At 63.5% G+C, this 17,302-nt stretch carries 18 protein-coding genes and 2 pseudogenes; 9 read left to right on the top strand and 11 right to left on the bottom strand.

Annotation, left to right across the window (positions count from 1 at the left end):
* Positions 1–182 precede the first annotated feature (182 nt).
* Positions 183–455 carry a hypothetical protein gene (locus tag N7650_RS13225; RefSeq protein ID WP_009406411.1) on the top strand — a complete coding sequence of 91 codons (273 nt, stop codon included), beginning with the start codon at positions 183–185 and terminating at the stop codon, positions 453–455.
* Here N7650_RS13225 and N7650_RS13220 read toward each other — a convergent pair.
* Positions 443–661, bottom strand: a complete 219-nt coding sequence (locus N7650_RS13220; protein WP_009406412.1) for a hypothetical protein — start codon at positions 659–661, stop codon at positions 443–445. The genes N7650_RS13225 and N7650_RS13220 overlap by 13 nt on opposite strands.
* Before the next feature lie 169 nt (positions 662–830).
* Between N7650_RS13220 and N7650_RS13215 the strand changes: the two genes are divergently transcribed.
* The gene (locus N7650_RS13215; RefSeq protein WP_279898569.1) at positions 831–1,343 is read left to right on the top strand and encodes a DUF892 family protein; all 513 of its coding nucleotides are present in this window, start codon (positions 831–833) and stop codon (positions 1,341–1,343) included.
* Positions 1,344–1,387: 44 nt separating this feature from the next.
* On the opposite strand, the gene N7650_RS13210 is transcribed toward N7650_RS13215, so the two are convergent.
* From N7650_RS13210 to N7650_RS13200, 3 genes and pseudogenes are all read right to left on the bottom strand, one after another.
* Entirely contained in the window at positions 1,388–2,263 is an 876-nt protein-coding gene (locus N7650_RS13210) for a manganese catalase family protein (RefSeq protein WP_009406414.1), read from the bottom strand.
* A gap of 92 nt (positions 2,264–2,355) precedes the next feature.
* Positions 2,356–2,449, bottom strand: a pseudogene (locus tag N7650_RS13205) (KGG domain-containing protein); the annotation flags it as partial.
* A 2-nt stretch (positions 2,450–2,451) separates the two neighbouring features.
* Positions 2,452–2,712 (bottom strand): annotated as a pseudogene (locus N7650_RS13200) (general stress protein); the annotation flags it as partial.
* Positions 2,713–3,045: 333 nt separating this feature from the next.
* Between N7650_RS13200 and N7650_RS13195 the strand changes: the two are divergent.
* On the top strand, positions 3,046–3,351 hold the full coding sequence (locus N7650_RS13195) for a hypothetical protein (RefSeq protein WP_009406421.1): 306 nt from the start codon (positions 3,046–3,048) through the stop codon (positions 3,349–3,351).
* Between the two features lie 45 nt (positions 3,352–3,396).
* Here the strand turns inward: N7650_RS13195 and N7650_RS13190 are convergent, their stop codons facing one another.
* Positions 3,397–3,693 carry a DUF6555 family protein gene (locus N7650_RS13190; protein WP_009406423.1) on the bottom strand — a complete coding sequence of 99 codons (297 nt, stop codon included), beginning with the start codon at positions 3,691–3,693 and terminating at the stop codon, positions 3,397–3,399.
* Positions 3,694–3,796: 103 nt separating this feature from the next.
* Positions 3,797–4,612, bottom strand: coding sequence for a helix-turn-helix domain-containing protein (locus N7650_RS13185; RefSeq protein WP_037062114.1), 816 nt, complete (start codon positions 4,610–4,612; stop codon positions 3,797–3,799).
* A 110-nt stretch (positions 4,613–4,722) separates the two neighbouring features.
* Here N7650_RS13185 and N7650_RS13180 point away from each other — a divergent pair, with 110 nt between their 5' ends.
* Together N7650_RS13180 and N7650_RS13175 are read left to right on the top strand one after the other, a co-directional pair.
* Positions 4,723–5,055 (top strand): hypothetical protein, encoded by a 333-nt coding sequence (locus tag N7650_RS13180; RefSeq protein ID WP_009406427.1) that lies wholly within the window; start codon positions 4,723–4,725, stop codon positions 5,053–5,055.
* A 29-nt stretch (positions 5,056–5,084) separates the two neighbouring features.
* Complete coding sequence (locus tag N7650_RS13175) at positions 5,085–6,014, top strand: LysR family transcriptional regulator (protein WP_279898565.1); 930 nt, start codon at positions 5,085–5,087, stop codon at positions 6,012–6,014.
* Here the strand turns inward: N7650_RS13175 and N7650_RS13170 are convergent, their stop codons facing one another.
* Positions 6,015–7,202, bottom strand: a complete 1,188-nt coding sequence (locus N7650_RS13170) for an MFS transporter (RefSeq protein ID WP_279898564.1) — start codon at positions 7,200–7,202, stop codon at positions 6,015–6,017.
* Between the two features lie 274 nt (positions 7,203–7,476).
* Between N7650_RS13170 and N7650_RS13165 the strand changes: the two genes are divergently transcribed.
* The 4 genes from N7650_RS13165 (at position 7,477) to N7650_RS13150 (ending at position 11,675) form a co-directional block, all read left to right on the top strand.
* The gene (locus tag N7650_RS13165; RefSeq protein ID WP_279898571.1) at positions 7,477–7,653 is read left to right on the top strand and encodes a DUF2986 domain-containing protein; all 177 of its coding nucleotides are present in this window, start codon (positions 7,477–7,479) and stop codon (positions 7,651–7,653) included.
* A gap of 45 nt (positions 7,654–7,698) precedes the next feature.
* Positions 7,699–8,208 carry a sigma-70 family RNA polymerase sigma factor gene (locus tag N7650_RS13160; RefSeq protein WP_279898563.1) on the top strand — a complete coding sequence of 170 codons (510 nt, stop codon included), beginning with the start codon at positions 7,699–7,701 and terminating at the stop codon, positions 8,206–8,208.
* Entirely contained in the window at positions 8,205–9,146 is a 942-nt protein-coding gene (locus N7650_RS13155; protein WP_279898562.1) for a FecR domain-containing protein, read from the top strand. Before N7650_RS13160 ends, N7650_RS13155 begins: the two co-directional genes overlap by 4 nt.
* Before the next feature lie 75 nt (positions 9,147–9,221).
* Complete coding sequence (locus N7650_RS13150; RefSeq protein WP_279898561.1) at positions 9,222–11,675, top strand: TonB-dependent siderophore receptor; 2,454 nt, start codon at positions 9,222–9,224, stop codon at positions 11,673–11,675.
* A gap of 550 nt (positions 11,676–12,225) precedes the next feature.
* On the opposite strand, the gene N7650_RS13145 is transcribed toward N7650_RS13150, so the two are convergent.
* The 4 genes from N7650_RS13145 to N7650_RS13130 form a co-directional block, all read right to left on the bottom strand.
* Positions 12,226–12,849 carry a glutathione S-transferase gene (locus tag N7650_RS13145; protein WP_279898559.1) on the bottom strand — a complete coding sequence of 208 codons (624 nt, stop codon included), beginning with the start codon at positions 12,847–12,849 and terminating at the stop codon, positions 12,226–12,228.
* Positions 12,850–12,942: 93 nt separating this feature from the next.
* Entirely contained in the window at positions 12,943–15,426 is a 2,484-nt protein-coding gene (locus N7650_RS13140; RefSeq protein ID WP_009406444.1) for a TonB-dependent siderophore receptor, read from the bottom strand.
* 125 nt (positions 15,427–15,551) lie between these two features.
* Positions 15,552–16,541, bottom strand: coding sequence for a FecR domain-containing protein (locus N7650_RS13135; RefSeq protein WP_279898558.1), 990 nt, complete (start codon positions 16,539–16,541; stop codon positions 15,552–15,554).
* Entirely contained in the window at positions 16,511–17,026 is a 516-nt protein-coding gene (locus N7650_RS13130) for a sigma-70 family RNA polymerase sigma factor (protein ID WP_279898557.1), read from the bottom strand. The genes N7650_RS13135 and N7650_RS13130 overlap by 31 nt, the downstream gene beginning before the upstream one ends.
* Between the last annotated feature and the right edge of the window lie 276 nt (positions 17,027–17,302).

The raw sequence follows: 17,302 nt of genomic DNA, 5'->3' as shown, positions 1-17,302 counted from the left end.
TAAGAGCGCCAAAAAAATTCATGACAAGCACCTGCCAGCCCTGATGCGATCTACTAACGAGCCTTCTTTCCTCAAAAGATGTGTAGATACCCATCAGCGAAGAGCCGAACGACCGCTGGCGTACTCGCGTTGAACCCCGTCCGCGCCATGGTGCTCCACCCTGTAGGTAGAGGAGGACGGCGATGAATGCAATCGATGAGTCGGTGTGGTGCACAAGCAATGGGGCCCGAGCCCTGGATGCCTGGTTTGCGATCTACGACGACCATCGCTTGCGCCGCGAGCGCCCGGACGACTACCACGATGAGCTGCTAAGACGTGCCGACGAGATGGACCGCCAGGGGCTGGTCGGCTGGCAGCAATGGCGCGACCTCAGGACCCTGGCCGATCGCAGTTACCTGCGGGCCGTGGCGGGAGACGACTTCGTCGCTCCCGCTGCGTCGTGTCACGGCTGTTGATAGTGGCCTGGCGTGGTGCCGGGCTCGTGGTCATGTTCCAGGCGTTGCACCTGCACATCGCTGAACGAGGCCGCATCGCCGCGCTGCAGGCCCTGCAAATGGGCGGCGGCCTGTTCGGGCGTCAAGGTTTCCTCCTCGCTGTACAGCTCGCAGGTGCCGGGCTGGTTGTTCTGGATATAGCTGATCAGGAAAAGATGCCTGGCCATTTCGCTTGCCTCCTGGGGGTGAGTGAGTTGCCGTTCGAGAGCGGCACGGGCTTGCAGGTTCAGCCTTTTCGATGACCGGGGCGCACAGGCACCGCCCGTCGCGGACAAGGATCTGCGCGCCTGGCCAGGCCTCTCAATTACTCCACTCATGGAAACAGGAGTCTTCCCTATGACCACCACACCACAGGAAAACCTGCTGGACTGGCTGCGTGATGCCCACGCCATGGAGCAGCAGGCCGAAAGCATGCTCAAGGCCCAGGCCGAGCGCCTGGAACACTACCCCTTGCTCAAGACCCGGATCGTCAAGCACATCGAGGAAACCCGCGGCCAGCAACGCCAGTTGGTGGGCTGTATCGAACGCCTGGGCGGCAGCACCTCGACCCTCAAGGACCTGGCGGGCAAGTTGATGGCTTTTGCTCAGGGCGTAGGTGGCATGACCATGAGCGACGAGGTGGTCAAGGGCGCCATGGCCGGTTACGTGTTCGAGAATCTGGAAATCGCCAGCTACACCGTGTTGATCGAAGCCGCCGAGGCGGCGGGAGACGTGGCCACCGCCGAGGTCTGCCGCTCGATCATCAAGGAGGAGATCGCCATGGCCGACTGGCTGAGGGAGCACCTGCCGGAAGTGACCCGAGCCTTCCTTGAACGTTCGGCCGATCCGGATGCCGAGGCCAAGCGCTAACCAGAAAAAAACCGCGCCGGGCCCAAGCGCCCGGCGCGGTTTTTTTACGCCTCGTCGTTATTGACCTTGCCAAGGTCAGCCGCGGTGATCGGCTGCGCGTTGGGGTTGGACATGGTCCTGAGCTTCATGCTTTCAAGGGTGCTTGCGGAAAAATCGTCCAGTTCAACCGAGGCCGAACCATCGCCACCATCCACCGCCGGTTGCGGCTCTTCCACGTATACCCAGTCTTCGCCCTCGTTCCACGGCCCGCGCATTTCGCCGCCGCTGGAGAGGTTGAAGTAGGTCCGGTTGAATTCCGGATGGCCGGGCAGTTTGCCTTGCGGGAAGTTCGGCTGGATCGAGTGCAGGGCCTTTTCGAAGGACTGCTGGTGGGCGATTTCCCGGCTCATGAGAAAGCCCAGTGCGTCCTTGATGCCTGGATCGTCGGTGACGTTGATCAGGCGCTCGTAGACGATCTTGGCCCGGGCCTCGGCGGCGATGTTCGAGCGCAGGTCGGCCGTCGGCTCGCCGATGGTGTCGATATAGGCCGCCGTCCACGGCACGCCGGCGGAATTCACCAAGGGCGCGCCGGCGCCGTATAGCAGGCTGGTGATGTGCGAGTCATTGCCCGCGCCGGTCAACGAGCGATACAGCTCGCCTTCCGCTTCCACACCTTCGGCAAGCCGGCCCTTGGCGCCCTTGTTGAGCATCACCACGATGGAGCCGATGACTTCCAGGTGACTCAGTTCTTCGGTGGCGATATCGAACAGCATGTCCTTGCGACCTGGGTCATCCTCGCTGACCGCCTGGGTAAAGTAGCGCATCGCTGCGGCGAGTTCGCCCTGGGGGCCACCGAACTGTTCCAGCAGCAGGTTGGCCAATGCCGGATCCGGCGCGCTGACGCGCACGGTGTACTGCAATCGCTTGTTGTGCATGAACATGAGATTCTTCCTCGGCGAGCAGCCGGGGCGATTGCCGCCCCGGCAGGTTTACACGGTCTTGCAAGCTTCACTACCTACGCTTCAAGCACCGGTCAGCGATTGTCGTCATCGCTTTTGCGGCCACCGCCATGACTGTGCTGGCCGCCGACCCGTCCGGCCTCGGAGGCTTTCTCACGGTCGTTGGCGAAATTGCCACCGGAGGCCTGGCCGCCTTTGTGGCCGGCTTCGGAGGCACGTTGCGGGTCATTCTTGAAGTTCCCACCGGAGGCCTGGCCGCCTTTATGGCCGGCTTCGGAGGCACGCTCCGGATCGTTCTTGAAATTGCCGCCGGACGCCTGGCCACCTTTGTGCCCTGCCTCGGAAGCCTTCTCACGGTCATTGGCGAAGTTGCCCGGGTTGGTATTGGCGTTGCCGCCCTGGTTGCCGCGTTTGTCCTGATTGTCAGCCATGATCTTTCACCTCGTATCTGTCACACAGGTTGGTCTGTGTTCAGTAATGACCGAGGGCAAGCGGCGAGGGTTTTTACTGTATTCGACAGTAGCGGACGAAGTGCATTAAGAGCATCAAGGCTAACTGCTGGCGCCTTTTCGAACACTTAGCCAATAGTTGGTGTGCGAAGCGTTATGTATAACTTTTCGAAAAAGTTGTACGGCACAAATTCCCAGGTATAACTTTGTTTTCCGTCGGTCCGGCTAGCGGATTATTTGCGCAATAAATTTCCAGTCGTTCAAACAAAGGGCTACTGTGTCGGTTGTCGTTTCATCAACTTTCAGGAGGGCCCGATGAGAATTCGAGGAGAGGTATTCTGGTCATGGGCGGATCCCGGCCTTCACCATCGCTCCTACGACGAAATACTCGATGATGGCAGCCATATTGATATTCAGGTCAGGCTGTCGCGTACTGGCAATACGCAATTGTTCATCGGCATTTATGCCGCCGATGGTCAGGCGTTACATGAGGAAGCCTTCGATTCGCGTCCTGGCGAGTCCATGTCCAAGGCCCTGGCGTTCGGCGTGGTGCATGCCAGGCGCCTGGCCGCGACCCGTCTGGCACGGGGCGGCGGGTATGCCAGCGTGCGGGAAGGTTGAAAGAAAAAGCCCGACCTGAGGTCGGGCTTTTTGCTGCGGGCTCCTTCAGTCCGGCAGCGTGCTGGTCTCGGCGAACTTCTTCGGGTCCACGGGTGGTGGCTGGAAGGCCGGTCCGTCCCCGGCCAGTCGCCAGCGTACATTCTCCAGGCCATAGCGTTCTGCCATCGGTTTGCTCACTTTCTTGATCTTGTGCTGACCGAAGCGCGGAATAACGCCTATTCCCGCATCGCAACTTGCCCAATGCCAGGCCTCGGCATTATCCATGCGTTCCAGCCTGATGATGAAAGTGCGAGGTTCGCCGCGCAGTTCATAGTCGATTACATACAGTTGGGGTCCCTTCATGGCGATCTCCTTCATCAGATACCGGATACATGGAGAGGCGCGGTTCGGAAAAATTCAATTCGATTGAATGAGTGGAAATGTTGGGCGGATTTACAGTGTCTGCTTATTGATCCGGATCAACGCCGGGGTTATCGACAAAGGCGCTGCGCATGACTGCCCAAGTGTGTTCGTCGGCAGGAATCAAGTGCTCGATGCGCAGCGACGCCACGCTGATATCCAGGGGCATGCCGAAGGTAGTGAAGGTGGAGAGAAACCTGAGTTCGGCATCCGCCGTTCCGATCCGGGTCAGGATCAACGGTGAAGCATCGGCGTCCTCTGGCACGCTCTCTGGTCTTGGCAGATCTTGCAGGCGCCGGGCAAGCGCGGGATTGCCCAGCGCTTCGCGATTCGCCCTTTGCCAGGTGATGGCGCGGATCTGTGCAGCATTGACCAGGCGATCGCCGAGCCCGCCTGAACACAGCAGGGTCTCCAGCAGGTTGAGCCCCCGGGCCGCCACTGGCGCGCCGGCCATGGTCAACAGCAGGTTGGCTGCGGTATTGGCGGCAATGATGTTCCAGTCGCTATCGAGGGCGATCGCGGGGGCCGGGTTTTGCGCGCGGAGCAGGTGCTCGATGGCGTCACGGACCATGGCCAGCGATGGCGTGTCCAGCGCCGTGGCCTGGTAGCGCGGTGCATAGCCAGCAGCGAGAAATACCTCGTTGCACTGCTCCAGCGGCACATCCAGCGCCGACAGCAAGGCATGCAGGGTACCGGGCCCGGCCTTGGCGCGGCCGGTCTCGATGCAACTGAGGTGACGCTGGGAAATGCCGCAGGCCAGGGACAGGCCTAGCTGGCTCAGGCCGGCCTGCCGGCGCAACTGGCGCAGATGCTGTCCGGCGTGGGTGGCCGGGCTCAGGGTGTGAAAAGGGCGTGGACTCATGGCGCGACTGTGACGGTCCTTGTACGGGGCGTCCATGACCTGGGAGGTCATTGAGGGGCGGGGCACCCTAACACTACTTTGATGGCGTTGCCTAATCGTGAGGGGCGGGAATGTTCATACGTGTCGTGGCGTTCGTTCTGTTCATCGTATTCGCGTCGTATACCGCCTGGACAATGACGCTCGCCGAGCAGTCGTTGCTGGCGTTCGGGTTGCAGTTGATGTCTCGGCCGGATACGGCGCAGGTAGTGATTGACCTGTACCTGATGGCGTTCCTGGCCGGGATATGGATGGTCGCTGATGTGCGGTCGCGCGGCGGAGCCTGGCTAAGTGTCTTGCCCTGGTTGCTGTTGACGGCACTGTTCGTCTCGTTGGGGCCGTTGTTGTATATCGCATTGCGCGGCGCAGGGCCGCACCATTGCGTTGGCGACCGTCCTGGGAGCTAATACACCTTTCGTCAATAGCAGGACTGCGCATGTTCTCCTCCGAACGGCTCAAGGGCATCGATGTATTCGTCGCCGTTGCCGACCTGGGCAGCTTTACCGCTGCGGCACAACGCTTGAGCCTGACCGGCTCCGCCGTGAGCAAAAGCGTGGCGCGCCTGGAAGGGCGCCTGGGCACTCGCCTGTTCAACCGGACCACCCGCAGCCTGGCGCTGACCGAAGCCGGGCTGACCTTCTACCGTACCTGCACCTCGGTGCTGGCGGACCTGGAGGAAGTCGAGCAGGCCCTGGCCTGCGAGGGCAACGAGCCTCACGGGCGGGTACGGATCGAACTGCCGGCCTCCTACGGTCGCTTGCACGTGCTGCCGTTGATCATGGATTTCCTGCGCCTGCATCCACTGTTGCAGCCGCATGTTTCCTTCTCCGACCACTTTGTCGACCCCGTCCAGGAGGGCATCGATATCGTCGTGCGCATCGGCGGCGCGGACGTCTGGCCGGCCAGTCTCGGCCATCGTTATTTCGGTGCCCAGCGCCAGATCTTCTGTGCTTCTCCCGACTACCTCGAGCGCCATGGGGTGCCACGCACCGGGCAGGACCTGGAGCACCATCAGTGTGTGGTCTACGGGCACAGCAACGGGCTGGTCAGCCCTTGGTTCTTCAAGGGGCGCCAGCCCGGCGAGATGGAACGTCGCACCATGCAGGCGCGCATCGTGGTGGGCGATGGCGAGGGCGAGGTGGCTGCGGTGCTCGCCGGCCATGGCATTGGCCAGCTACCGACCTGGCTGACCCAGCGGCATGTCGATGCGGGCACCCTGGTCGAGGTGCTGCCGGACCTGGCCCACGATGGCTTGCCGATGCACCTGGTCTGGCTCAAGAGCCGGGAAAACCTGCCGAAGGTCCGCGCCTTGCTCGATTACCTGCTACCGCGCCTGGCTCCCCACGGGACCCGCGCCGAACCCTGATCAGCGCGCTGGGTCGAGCCTGCGCACCAGCGGCACCATCAGCAGGGCCAGCAGCGCGACCAGCGCGGCCATATAGCCGATCCATTCGACCCCAAGGGCCGGGATGGTCAGCCCACCGATCACCGCGCCGATGCCGATACCGGCGTTCGCGGCAGACACGTTGGTGCTGCCGGCCAGGGCCTGGGCGTGGTTGACCGAAGCCATGACCCGCACCTGGCTGACCGGGTACAGCGCCGTATTGGCGATACCCCAGAGCCCGAGCGCGGCAGCGAACAGCACGCCTGCATGGGCCAGGGGAACGATCGCCGCCATGCCGATCGCCAGCAGCGCCAGGAACAGGGCGGTGGCCTTGATCGGCGAGCGGTCCACCGCCTTGCCACCTATCCAGTTGCCCACCAGGCCGATCGCGCCGAAGCCCATCAGCCACCAGCCCACCTGCGCCGCCGGGACCCCTGCGACCCGTTCGAGGATATCGGCGAGGTAGGTGTAGCCGATGAACATGGCGCTGAACACCACGACCGACAGCAGCACGTTCGCCAGGAACAACGGCTCCTTGAAGATCCGTGCCTGTTTCATGAAGTCGACTTTGGCGGTTCGCGCGACGCTGGGCATGCACAGCGTCACCGCCAGCGCCATCAGCAGCGACAGGCCCGCCAGCATCCAGAATGCGCCTCGCCAGCCGATGGCGCTGGCGGCCACCGTGCCGAGCGGGATGCCCAGCAGCATGGCCGCCGAGATGCCAAGGTAGACCCTGGAAATCGCCTGGCCGGCTTTCAACGGGCCCGCCAGATGCCCGGCGGTTTCGCTGGCGGTGCCCCAGAATACGGGCAAGGCCAGCGCCGGGATGATCCGGGCCAGGGCCAGGACCACGAAGCTGTCCGAGGCGGCCGCCAGTGCGTTGGACGCGGCGAAGATCAGCAGGATGGCGATGAACAGTTTCTTGCGGTCGACATGGGAGAGGGCGGCGGTCAGGGGCGGGCCGAACAGCATCACGGTGAAGGCGAACAGGGTGACCAGTTGCCCGGCCATGGAAATCGAGATGCCCAGGTCCCGGGACAGGGCGGGCAGCAGGCCGACGATAAGGAATTCGGTAGTGACGATCAGGAAGGCTGAAAAGGCGAGGATGGCGATGCTGATCCCGGTGGAGCGGGCAGATGCCAAGCGAGGGACGGGCTGGTGGACGGACATGAACGAGGGGCTCCAATGAACAGCGCCCCAGTCTATTTGTTAGAGGGGTTCTTATTTTTGGTGTTTTTTCTCTTGTTTGAAGAAATGAATTCATTAATTCGTCATTGCTGGCAAGCCAGCTCCCACAGGGTCCGGGTCGCTGCAAAACCTGTGGGAGCTGGCTTGCCAGCGATTGCGGTAGTGGCTTCACATGACTGAACCCGAACAGGTCCATGGACACGACCTGTCTGACTCCGTACTGTGTGCGACCGCCGTTCCAGCCGAGTACACCGCCATGAATCGTCAAAAAAAGCTCCAGCAACTGTTCAAGGCCAAGGCCAAGAAGGCCAGTGCCAAGCTGGCGCCCAAGAACAGGAACACCTACGTCTCCAAGGCGGACCGGTTGAAGCTGGCCCAAGCGAATGAAGTCGAGAACTTGGTGGCTGCATCACCTACGTCAGAATTGATCTGATAATCGTTACCATTTACGATGCGCCCTTCCATCGGAGGGCACCCCGTGATCAACGACGAACTGACCCAGGTCTACACCGAGCACAACGGCTGGTTCAAGCAGTGGCTGTACCGTCGTCTCGGCTGCTCAGCGCAGGCTGCCGACCTGGCCCAGGACACCTTCCTGCGTATCCTCCAGGCGCAACGCAAGGCCGGTGCCAGCCTCGGCCTGCAGCGCCCCCGTGCGTATCTCACCACCGTCGGCCGCCGCCTGGTCTACGACCATTTCCGCCGCCTGTCCCTTGAACGTGCCTACCTGGAAATGCTTGCGCAATTGCCCGAGCTGTTCGCCGTGTCCGAGGAAGAGCTGGCCTGCATGCGCGAAACCCTGCAGCAACTCGACGCCGTGCTCGACGGGATGAAGCCGGTGGTGCGTTCGGTATTCCTGATGGTCCAGTTGGAGGGCGCGACCTACGTTCAGGTCGCCGCGCGCCTGGGCATCGGCGAGCGCACGGTGAAGCGCCACATGGCCTCTGCACTGGAAGCCTGCATCCTGTTCGAAGACGATTTCCTGTGAGCCAGTCGCCTCCCAGGATTTGCCCCGAAGTCGCCCGCCAGGCCGCCCATTGGCAGATGCTCATGCTCGATGCGCAGGTGAGCCCGGCCCAGCAGGCCGCCTGCGCGCGCTGGCGGGCGGCGGCGGCGGAGCATGAGCAGGCGTGGCAGAAGGCGCAGCGCGTACAGGCGCGCCTGGGCCTGCTGCCGCCGCAGCTGGCCATGGGCACGCTCAACCGCGAGCGGCGCCAGGTGCTCAAGCAACTGCTGGTGCTGGCGATGCTTGCCCCCGCCGGTTATGTCGGCTATCGCCAGTTCGCGCCCCAGGAGCGTTACGCCACCGCCGTCGGCGAGCGCAGGCGGCTTACCCTGGCGGACGGCACGGTGCTCGACCTGAATACCGACAGCATCGTCGAAGTGGTATTCGACCAGGCCCAGCGCCTGGTGAAGCTCAAGCGCGGCGAGATCCTCGTAGACAGCGGCGCCGACCCGCAAAGTCCCCACCATCGACCACTGCGTGTCGCCAGCGACGAGGGCCTGATGGAGGCGCTCGGCACCCGCTTCCTGGTGCGCCAGCGCGATGCCAGTACGCAGTTGAGCGTGTTCCAGGGCGCGGTGCGGGTCAGCCCGATCAGCGGCCCGCAGCAAACCATCGCCGCCGGCCAGCGCTTGACCTTCAGCGCGCTAGGGCAGGGCAGCGCAGGCCCCGCGCGGGAGCAGGACAGCCAGTGGACCCGCGGCCAGCTGATTGCCGAGGAAATGCCGCTGGCGGAATTTCTCGGTGAGCTGGGCCGTTATCGCCATGGCTGGCTGAGGTGCAGGCCCGAGGTGGCCAGGCTGCTGATCAGCGGTGCGTTCCAGCTCGACAACAGCGAGCGGATCCTCGCCGCCCTGCCTGCCACCTTGCCGGTACAGGTTGAGTACCGCACCCGCTATTGGGTTACCGTCGGCGCCCGTTGACGGAAGGCCTGGCCCCTTTTTCGAACTCGTCAGTCCTTGTGTATGGAACTGCCAAAACATAGGGACTCTCCGTTCATGATCCGCTCTTCTTCATCCCGCAACCCCGGCTATCGCCACCTGCTGGCGCTGAGCGCACTGACCCTCGCCTTGCAGGGGGCGAGCCTGCCCGCCATGGCGGTCCAGGCGCCGCAGGCCTACAGCATCGCCTCCGGCAGCCTGGCCCAGGTGCTGGCGCGCTTCGCCAGCGAAGGCGGGGTTACCCTGCAATACAGCCCCGCGCTGGTTGGCGAGCTTTCCAGTCCCGGCCTGCAGGGCAGCTACGGGATCGAGGAAGGCTTCCTCAAGCTCCTCGCCGGGACCGGCCTGGAGGCCGTGCGTCGTGGCGACGACGTCTACGGCCTGGAGCCGCTGCCGGCCTCGGGCTCGCTGGAGCTGGCACCCCTGAGCGTTACCGGCCTGTACGCCGATGCCACCACCGAGGACTCGGGCAGCTACACCTCCAATGCCGTCACCATCGGCAAGTCGACCCATCGCCTCAAGGAAATTCCCCAGTCGGTCAGCGTGGTAACGCGCAAGGCCATGGACGACCAGCGCCTCGACACCCTCGACGAAGTGCTGGAAAAGACCACGGGGATCACCACCTTCCAGAGCCCGTCCGGGGGCAAGTACATCTACTCCCGGGGCTTCGAGGTGGAGACCATTCAGTACGATGGCGTGCCGCTGGACCGTCGTTACTACGCGATCGGCAGCAGCTTCACCTCCGACACCCTGCTGTACGACCGCGTGGAAATCCTGCGCGGCGCCAACGGCCTGCTGCAGGGCAGCGGTAACCCGGGTGCGGCGATCAACCTGGTGCGCAAGCGGCCAAAGGCCGAGGCGGCGTTGTCCGTCACCGCCAGTGCGGGGTCGTGGGACAGCTACCGGCAGACCGTCGATGCCAGCGCGCCACTGACTGCCGATGGCTCGCTGCGCGGGCGCATGGTCGCCGCCCATGAAGACCAGGATTACTTCTACGATACCGCCGAAAGCCGCAAGAACGTGCTCTACGGCATCCTCGAGTACGACCTCGGCGACCGCACCACGGTGGCGGCCGGCGCCAGTGTCGAAGACCTGCACGCCGTGCCGTTCTTCAGCGGCCTGCCGCGCAACAAGGACGGCAGTGCGGTGAACGCCGGGCGCTCGACCTTCACCGGTGCCGACTGGAACAAATGGAACAACAAGCAGACCACCTACTTCGCCGACATCACCCATGACTTCAACGATGACTGGCGGCTGAAGGCCTCCGGTAGCTACATGCGCGAAACCAACTACATCCTCTACAGCTTCGGGCGCGGCGCGGTCGATCCGGCGACGGGCGACGGCATGCGTTCCCGTGCCTATCTGTACGACTTCGAGAACATCAACAAGGGTGCCGATATCAACCTCACCGGCAAATGGCGGGCGTTCGACCTGGAGCACGAGGTGGTGCTGGGGGCTAACGCCAGCGACCTGCAAACCGACGACCTGCAAGGCGGTCTGCTCAACCTGGGTGCGATCAACCTCTACGATCCGGTCTCGCCGCCGCGGCCGACCCTGGAGCAGTTGCTGGGCACCACCTATGCCGGGACGTCCAAGGGCAAGATCAGCCAGAACGGTATCTATGGCGTGGCGCGCTACAAGCTGGCGGAGCCGCTGACCCTGGTGCTGGGAGGGCGCAGCAGCAATTACCGCTACGACTATGACCTGCACCGCTTCAACGCCGCCTCGCCGGACCCGGCCCGGTCGCGGGAGAGCGGCGAGTTCACGCCCTACGGCGGCCTGATCTACGCGCTCAACGATCAGTGGTCCACCTACGTCAGCTACGCCGATATCTTCAAACCGCAGACCGAGTTGACCGCACAGAGCACCACCCTCAAGCCGATCACCGGCTCCAACTACGAACTCGGGTTGAAGGGCGAGCTGTTCGACGGGCGGGTCAACACCAGCTTTGCGCTGTTCCGCGTCGAACAGGAAAACCGCGCCCAGGTGACCAATAACCCGGCGTGCAACAACGATTGCTATGTCGCCGGGGGCAAGGTCCGGGCGCAGGGCTTCGATGCCGAAGTCAGCGGCGAGGTGCTGGCGGGGCTGCAATTGTTCGCCGGGTACACCTACACCACCACCGAGTACCTCAACGACCCGAACGATGACGTGTCCACGGCCGGTTCCACCTTCAACAGCTACACGCCGCGGCACCTGCTGCGCTTCTGGGCCGACTACAACCTGCCGGGTCGACTGGAGCAATGGACGGTGGGAGGCGGGGCGAATATCCAGAGCGGCAACTACCACACTAACTTCGGTGGCACGGACGGCGTGGGGGATATCGAGCAGGCGGGATATGCGGTGTGGAATGCGCGGTTGGCGTACCGGATCGACAAGCACTTCAGCGTGGCGCTCAACGGCAACAACCTGTTCGACAAGAAGTACTACTCGACGATTGGCTGGCTGCATGCGGCGAACCACTACGGCGATCCGCGCAACTACACGGTGACCTTGCGGGCTGATTTCTGATTCGGACCAGCTTGCCGCAGGCGTCCGCCAGCCTGTGGGAGCTGGCTTGCCAGCGATTTGGCCAGATCAGGCAGCCTCATTGCCCTTGCCGGTCCTATCGCTGGCAAGCCAGCTCCCACAGGATTTTGAGCCTGGCACAAAACCTTGGCTGACGTGGACCTTGTGGGAGCTGGCTTGCCAGCGATTTGGCCAGATCAGGCAGCCTCATTGCCCTTGCCGGCCCTATCGCTGGCAAGCCAGCTCCCACAGGATTTTGAGGGTGGCACAAAACCTTGGTTGACTCGGACTTTGTGGGAGCTGGCTTGCCAGCGATTTGGCCAGATCAGGCAAGCATCACTGCCCTTGGCGGCCCTATCGCTGGCAAGCCAGCTCCCACAAGGTCATCCCTGCAAATCAGAGATATGTTTTGTTCTATGGGCGCAAGGCTTGTCGCGTCTTGCTGCTTTTTACACCTCGATGGTCACCGGTGAGGCCGACAACGCCACGCCCAGGGGGAAGTTTCGCCCTCAAATGCAACATCTTTTTCCGACGCATTCGAGGGACGCTGGTTTCAAGGCGTGCCGTTTCGTCCGTGCAGCAGATACCCGCTGCGTTCGCTCAGTCGCTCGTAGTACTCGCTCACCGCCGGCAGGTGCGGCCGCTCGAAGGGCGTTCCGAACCAGCGGTTGACCGACAGCCCCACGGGGATGTCGGCCAGGGTGAAGCGTTCGCCGGCGACGAAGGCGCCCGTACGGGCCAGTTGCTGGTCGAGGATGCCCATGTACCGCGACCATTCCGCCTGCCCGGCGGCAAGCGCCTCGGGCGATTGATGCAAGGGCGAGCGGCGCACCAGCGACATGAAGGTGTAGCTCCACGACCGGTTGAGATCGGACGCCTGCCAGTCGATCCATTGATCGACCCGGGCCCGGGCCTGCGCCTCCAGCGGATACAGGGCTTCTTCGCCATAGCGGGTGGCCAGGTAGCGGATGATGCTGTTGGATTCCCACAGGGTGAAATTGCCGTCCTGGATCACCGGGATCATGGCGTTGGGATTGAGGGCCAGGTATTCCGCAGTATCGAGGGCCCGGAAGCCCGAGCCCCAGTCTTCGCGCTCGAAAGGAAGGCCGATTTCGGCGCAGGTCCAGAGGACCTTGCGCACGTTGATGGAGGTGGCTTTGCCTAGAATCCGTAGCATCTGTTCGTCCTTGTACAGGGAGCGGCCATCATCCATGGTGGCGATTTGTTGGTCAATGTGCAGGACGTGAAACCAGTGAGTTGCAGGTCGCGGTCAAAACGCTCCCTGCACCGTGACCATGAAATTCCGCGGTTCCCCGTAGTAGTTCCCCCATCCCGGTGCACCGATGGTGGCGTAGTACTTCTTGTCGAACAGGTTGTTGCCGTTCAGCGCCACCGTCCAATTCTGGTCGACGCGATATTGCACGCGGCCACTCCACAGGGTGTAGCCCGGCTGTTCGATCTTCAGGGTGCGGTTGTAGCGCGAGTTCTCGCTCTGGCTGCTGACCCCGGCACCGAGGCTCCAGCGTTCCAGCGCGCCGTCGAGCTGGTAATCACCCCAGACCCGCAGCATGTGCCTCGGTACGAAGCTGGAACTGAAGGTCAGGTCGTTGCTGTCGACCTCGTTGATGCTCTTGAGGAATTTGGTCTGGGTGTAGGTGTAGCCGGCCAGCACTTGCAGGCGCTCGACCGGCGAGCCGCTGATTTCCGCCTCGAAGCCCTGGGCGCGGACCTTGCCGTTGTCGGTGTAGCAATACTGGTCGCCGGAGCCCATGCAGGTGCCGACATAGTCGGTTTCGGCACGATGCTCCTCGATGGTCCGGAACAGGTTGAACGCGGTATTCAGTTCGCCATTGAACAGCTCGCCCTTGATACCGATCTCGTAGTTGGCACCGGTCTTGGGTTGCAGCGTCTGGCCGTCGGCGGTGACCTTGTTGCTTTGTGGCTGGAAGATATCCGCATAGCTGGCGTAGGCGGTCCACTGCTCGTTCAGGTCATACAGCACCGCGGCGAACGGGGTGACCTGGCCGTTTTCCTGGCTGCGGTTGGGCACCCAGTAGTCATAGGCCTGGGTATAGGAGTCGCTGTGGTTGCGGTACCAACTGACCCTGCCTCCGAGCACCAGGGTCAGCGGCTCGGCCAGCTTCAGGCGCACATTGGCGTAGGTGCCGAACTGGCGGGTGAGGGAGTCGGTCGGCACGCTGCCGCCCCGGGTCGGGTTGACCAGGTAATCGGCCTTGGAGGGATGAGGGAAGTCCGACGACGGATCGAACGGGTTCTGCGAGCCGCTCAGGCGCATCAGGGCAAAGTAGTCGTGGTTCTTCTGGCGGCTGGCGTTCATCCCGACGATGACTTCGTGCTCCAGGCCGAAGGCGCGGAATTTGCCGTCCAGGTAGGTATCGAAGCCGTAGTCGGTCTGGTCGTAGTCGAAGCGCCCGGCATAGCGACCCATGGCCGCTGTGCTGGCGCCCACGGCAACGGCACCCTCGGAGTAGCCGTATTCGATGTCCTGGTCGTTATGGGTATAGACCGAGGCGAAGTTCAGCGACCAGTCGTCGTTGAAGCGGTGCTTGAGGTCGGCGAAGCCGGTGATGCGCTGGCTTTGCAGGTCGTTCCAGCTGGCGCCGAGGCAGGTCGAGCGTGACAGCTTGAGGTCGCTGCCGTCGGCGTAGCGCGGCAGGCCGTGGTAGCAGGGCGAGGCATCGACGTCCTCGTAGGCCAAGCCGAAGCCGAGGGTGGTGTCCGGGCTGATGTCCCAATCGAGTGCGCCGTAAAGCACCTGGTCCTGGCGCTTGGCGTTGTCGTAGAAATACTGGCGGTCCTGCAGGGTGGCCACGGCGCGGCCGCGCACGCTGCCGGACTCGTTCAACGGGCCGCCAACGTCGATCTGGCCGCGGTAATCATCCCAGCTGCCGGCGGACATCGTCAGCTTGGTCGCCGTGGTTTCCAGCCCGCGCTTGCGCACGAAGTTGACGCCGCCAGCGGAGCTGCCCGAGCCCTTGAGCATGCCCGCCGCACCCTTGAGCACTTCGACCCGGTCATAGAAGGCCATGTCGCTGGAGAAGCTGTTGGCCTGCACATAGTTGCCGCCCACATCCAGCGGCACGCCGTCGTACTGGTACTGGCCGTCCATGTTGAAACCGCGGGAGAAGAAGTACTTGCCGCCCATGGGCGAGTCGTAGACGGTGATGCCCGGGGTCTTTTCCAGGACCTTTTCAAGGGTGTTGAGGTTCTGGTCGTCCATCATCCTGCGGGTGATGACGGTCAGCGACTGCGGGGTTTCCTTCAGGGTATGCACGCCCTTGCCGATGGTCACGGCACGGGCGGTGTAGGAGTCGGTGCCTTCGGTGGTGGGGTCGAGGCGCTGGCTGCTGATGGTGGTGGCGTCCAGTTCCATCGAGCCCTGCTCGTTGTGCAAGGGGCGCAGCGCGTAGGAGCCGTTGCTCTGCGGCACCGCTTGCAGGCCACTGCCTTGCAGGAGGATGGCGAAGCCCTGGTCGACGCTGTAGGTGCCGTCTAGCCCGCCGGACTGACGGCCCTGGAGCAACGCCGCATCGAACGACAGGGCCGTGCCTGACGCCGAGGCAAAGGTGCTGAGAACGGTGGCCAGGCTGCCGGCCGGGATGTGCCAGGACTGCATCGCGCCGGCTTCGGCAGCGTGGGCCAGCCCCGGCAGGCTGAGCGCGCCGAGTGTGCAAAAGCCCAGGCGAATGGCCACGGCTACCGGTGTCAGCAGGCGTGCGTGCGGGTACTTCATGGTGTTCCTCCCCAAATGAAACCGTGCAAAACGGCATCTACTGAGGATTGGCCGAGCAGGGCGGGCAAACAGTGCAACCTGAATCTAAGTATTTTTCGTTCGCATCTTTCGACGACAATTCATCCCTATGCCGGCTGTACGCTGACCCAGTAGGCGGTGCGCCGCACGATGCGGAGGCCGAAGCCGCTTTCCAGGGCGGCGAGGGCGCGGTCGGTATCGTCCAGGGGGAAGGCGCCGGAAATCTTCAGGTCGGCGATGGCGGGATCGCAGCGCAGCCAGCCATGGCGATAGCGCGACAGTTCGTCGAGCAGATCGCCGAGGGGGCGCTGGATGGCGATCAGGCTGCCGCTACGCCACGAAGCGACGCTGGAATTACTCTGCCAGGGCTCGCCGAGGCGCAGGCGGTCGAAGCGCACTTGTTGCCCGGCTTCGACGCGCATGACGCGCTCACCGGCAGCCGGGCGGACCTCCACGGCCTTCTCCAGCACCGCCACTTCGCAGAACCGGGCTTCGGTCTGCACCGTGAAGCGGGTGCCCAGGGCGCGGACCTGTCCTTGCGCGGTCTCCACCACGAAGGGCCGGGCCAGGCCATCGACTGCCGTCTCCACCAGCAGCCGACCACTGAGCAGGCGCAGCAAGCGGCGCTCGGCGTCGAAGTGCACGTCCAGGGCGCAATGGCTGTCGAGCAGCACCTGGCTGCCATCGGCCAGGGCCAGGCGGCGTTGTTCGCCCACGGCGGTACGGTGGCTGGCCATCAGCGCCGCACGCCATTGGCTGTCCCAGCCGTTCCAGCCCACCACGCCGACCCCGGCCAGCAGCAACAACTGGCGCAGGACCCGGCGCCGGGATTCCCGCGCCTGGCGCAGGGCCGAAGCCGCCACATCGCCCGGCACGCCCTCGACCATCTGGCGTATCGACTCGACCTGTTGCCAGGCCCGACGGTGCAGCGGATCGGCGTTGTGCCAGTGCTGCCAGCCGAGACGGTCGGACTCGGTCTCGATACCGGACGACAGGCGCGCATACCACTGCGCCGCACTGCGCAGGGCCGCGCGTTCGGCAGGGTCCAGGGCAGGGCGGGCGCTGCTCACAGCAAGCCCATGCGGATCAGGCAGCATTGCTCGATGGCCTTGGCCATATGGTTGTTCACCGTGCGCAGGGAGATGCCCTGGCGCTCGGCGATCTTCGGATAACTCAGGCCTTCGAACTGCGACAGGATGAAGGTCTGGCGCACCTTGTCGCCAAGGCTGTCGAGCATGCGGTCGATCTCCATGAGGGTCTCGAGGACGATAGCCTGGGTTTCCTGGGAGGGCCAGGTTTCCTCGGGCAGGGCGGCGAGGGCTTCCAAGTAGCTGTGCTCCAGGGCGCGGCGGCGGAACAGATCGATCATCAGGCCCTTGGCCACGGTACTCAGGTACTGGCGGGGCTGACGAATGTCCGTGGCCTGCCGCGCCTTGAGCACCCGCACGAAGGTGTCCTGGACCAGGTCGGCGGCATCGCTGTGGTTGTCCAGGCGCTTGCGCAACCAGCCACGCAGCCAGCCGCTGTGGCTGCTGTACAGATCATGGACGGCGGAGCGCAGGGCGAAATCGTCGGCAGACATGGGAAAGAGTCGCTAATGAGAATTTTTTGCAATTTCACCTTTTTGCAGCAGGTTTGGCAATCCCCGGATAAAAGCGGCTGCTTTCGGCGGCGTCCCAGCCTGCGCCGGCTCTCATTAAGCAAGACATAACTATTTGATTTGCAAGGATCTTGCGGGTTTGCCTCGGGATGACGATGGTGAATCCACTACCGCTATCGCTGGCAAGCCAGCTCCCACAGGGTGGACTGCACCGGCCGCAGAATTCCAGCTCGACTCAATCGACTGTGGGAGCTGGCT

This window comes from Pseudomonas sp. GD04058, from assembly GCF_029836855.1.
GTDB classification, from domain to species: Bacteria; Pseudomonadota; Gammaproteobacteria; order Pseudomonadales; family Pseudomonadaceae; genus Aquipseudomonas; species Aquipseudomonas bharatica.
The sequence above is the reverse complement of the archived record's forward strand: the minus strand, read 5'-3'. Positions and strand labels throughout refer to the sequence as shown.

What these genes read in the sequence shown, in the direction of transcription:
- N7650_RS13225 (WP_009406411.1), top strand. Translation starts at nt 183, where the DNA reads ATGAATGCAATCGATGAGTCGGTGTGGTGCACAAGCAATGGGGCCCGA.
- N7650_RS13220 (WP_009406412.1), bottom strand. Translation starts at nt 661, where the DNA reads ATGGCCAGGCATCTTTTCCTGATCAGCTATATCCAGAACAACCAGCCC.
- N7650_RS13215 (WP_279898569.1), top strand. Translation starts at nt 831, where the DNA reads ATGACCACCACACCACAGGAAAACCTGCTGGACTGGCTGCGTGATGCC.
- N7650_RS13210 (WP_009406414.1), bottom strand. Translation starts at nt 2,263, where the DNA reads ATGTTCATGCACAACAAGCGATTGCAGTACACCGTGCGCGTCAGCGCG.
- N7650_RS13195 (WP_009406421.1), top strand. Translation starts at nt 3,046, where the DNA reads ATGAGAATTCGAGGAGAGGTATTCTGGTCATGGGCGGATCCCGGCCTT.
- N7650_RS13190 (WP_009406423.1), bottom strand. Translation starts at nt 3,693, where the DNA reads ATGAAGGGACCCCAACTGTATGTAATCGACTATGAACTGCGCGGCGAA.
- N7650_RS13185 (WP_037062114.1), bottom strand. Translation starts at nt 4,612, where the DNA reads ATGAGTCCACGCCCTTTTCACACCCTGAGCCCGGCCACCCACGCCGGA.
- N7650_RS13180 (WP_009406427.1), top strand. Translation starts at nt 4,723, where the DNA reads ATGTTCATACGTGTCGTGGCGTTCGTTCTGTTCATCGTATTCGCGTCG.
- N7650_RS13175 (WP_279898565.1), top strand. Translation starts at nt 5,085, where the DNA reads ATGTTCTCCTCCGAACGGCTCAAGGGCATCGATGTATTCGTCGCCGTT.
- N7650_RS13170 (WP_279898564.1), bottom strand. Translation starts at nt 7,202, where the DNA reads ATGTCCGTCCACCAGCCCGTCCCTCGCTTGGCATCTGCCCGCTCCACC.
- N7650_RS13165 (WP_279898571.1), top strand. Translation starts at nt 7,477, where the DNA reads ATGAATCGTCAAAAAAAGCTCCAGCAACTGTTCAAGGCCAAGGCCAAG.
- N7650_RS13150 (WP_279898561.1), top strand. Translation starts at nt 9,222, where the DNA reads ATGATCCGCTCTTCTTCATCCCGCAACCCCGGCTATCGCCACCTGCTG.
- N7650_RS13145 (WP_279898559.1), bottom strand. Translation starts at nt 12,849, where the DNA reads ATGCTACGGATTCTAGGCAAAGCCACCTCCATCAACGTGCGCAAGGTC.
- N7650_RS13140 (WP_009406444.1), bottom strand. Translation starts at nt 15,426, where the DNA reads ATGAAGTACCCGCACGCACGCCTGCTGACACCGGTAGCCGTGGCCATT.
- N7650_RS13135 (WP_279898558.1), bottom strand. Translation starts at nt 16,541, where the DNA reads ATGCTGCCTGATCCGCATGGGCTTGCTGTGAGCAGCGCCCGCCCTGCC.
- N7650_RS13130 (WP_279898557.1), bottom strand. Translation starts at nt 17,026, where the DNA reads ATGTCTGCCGACGATTTCGCCCTGCGCTCCGCCGTCCATGATCTGTAC.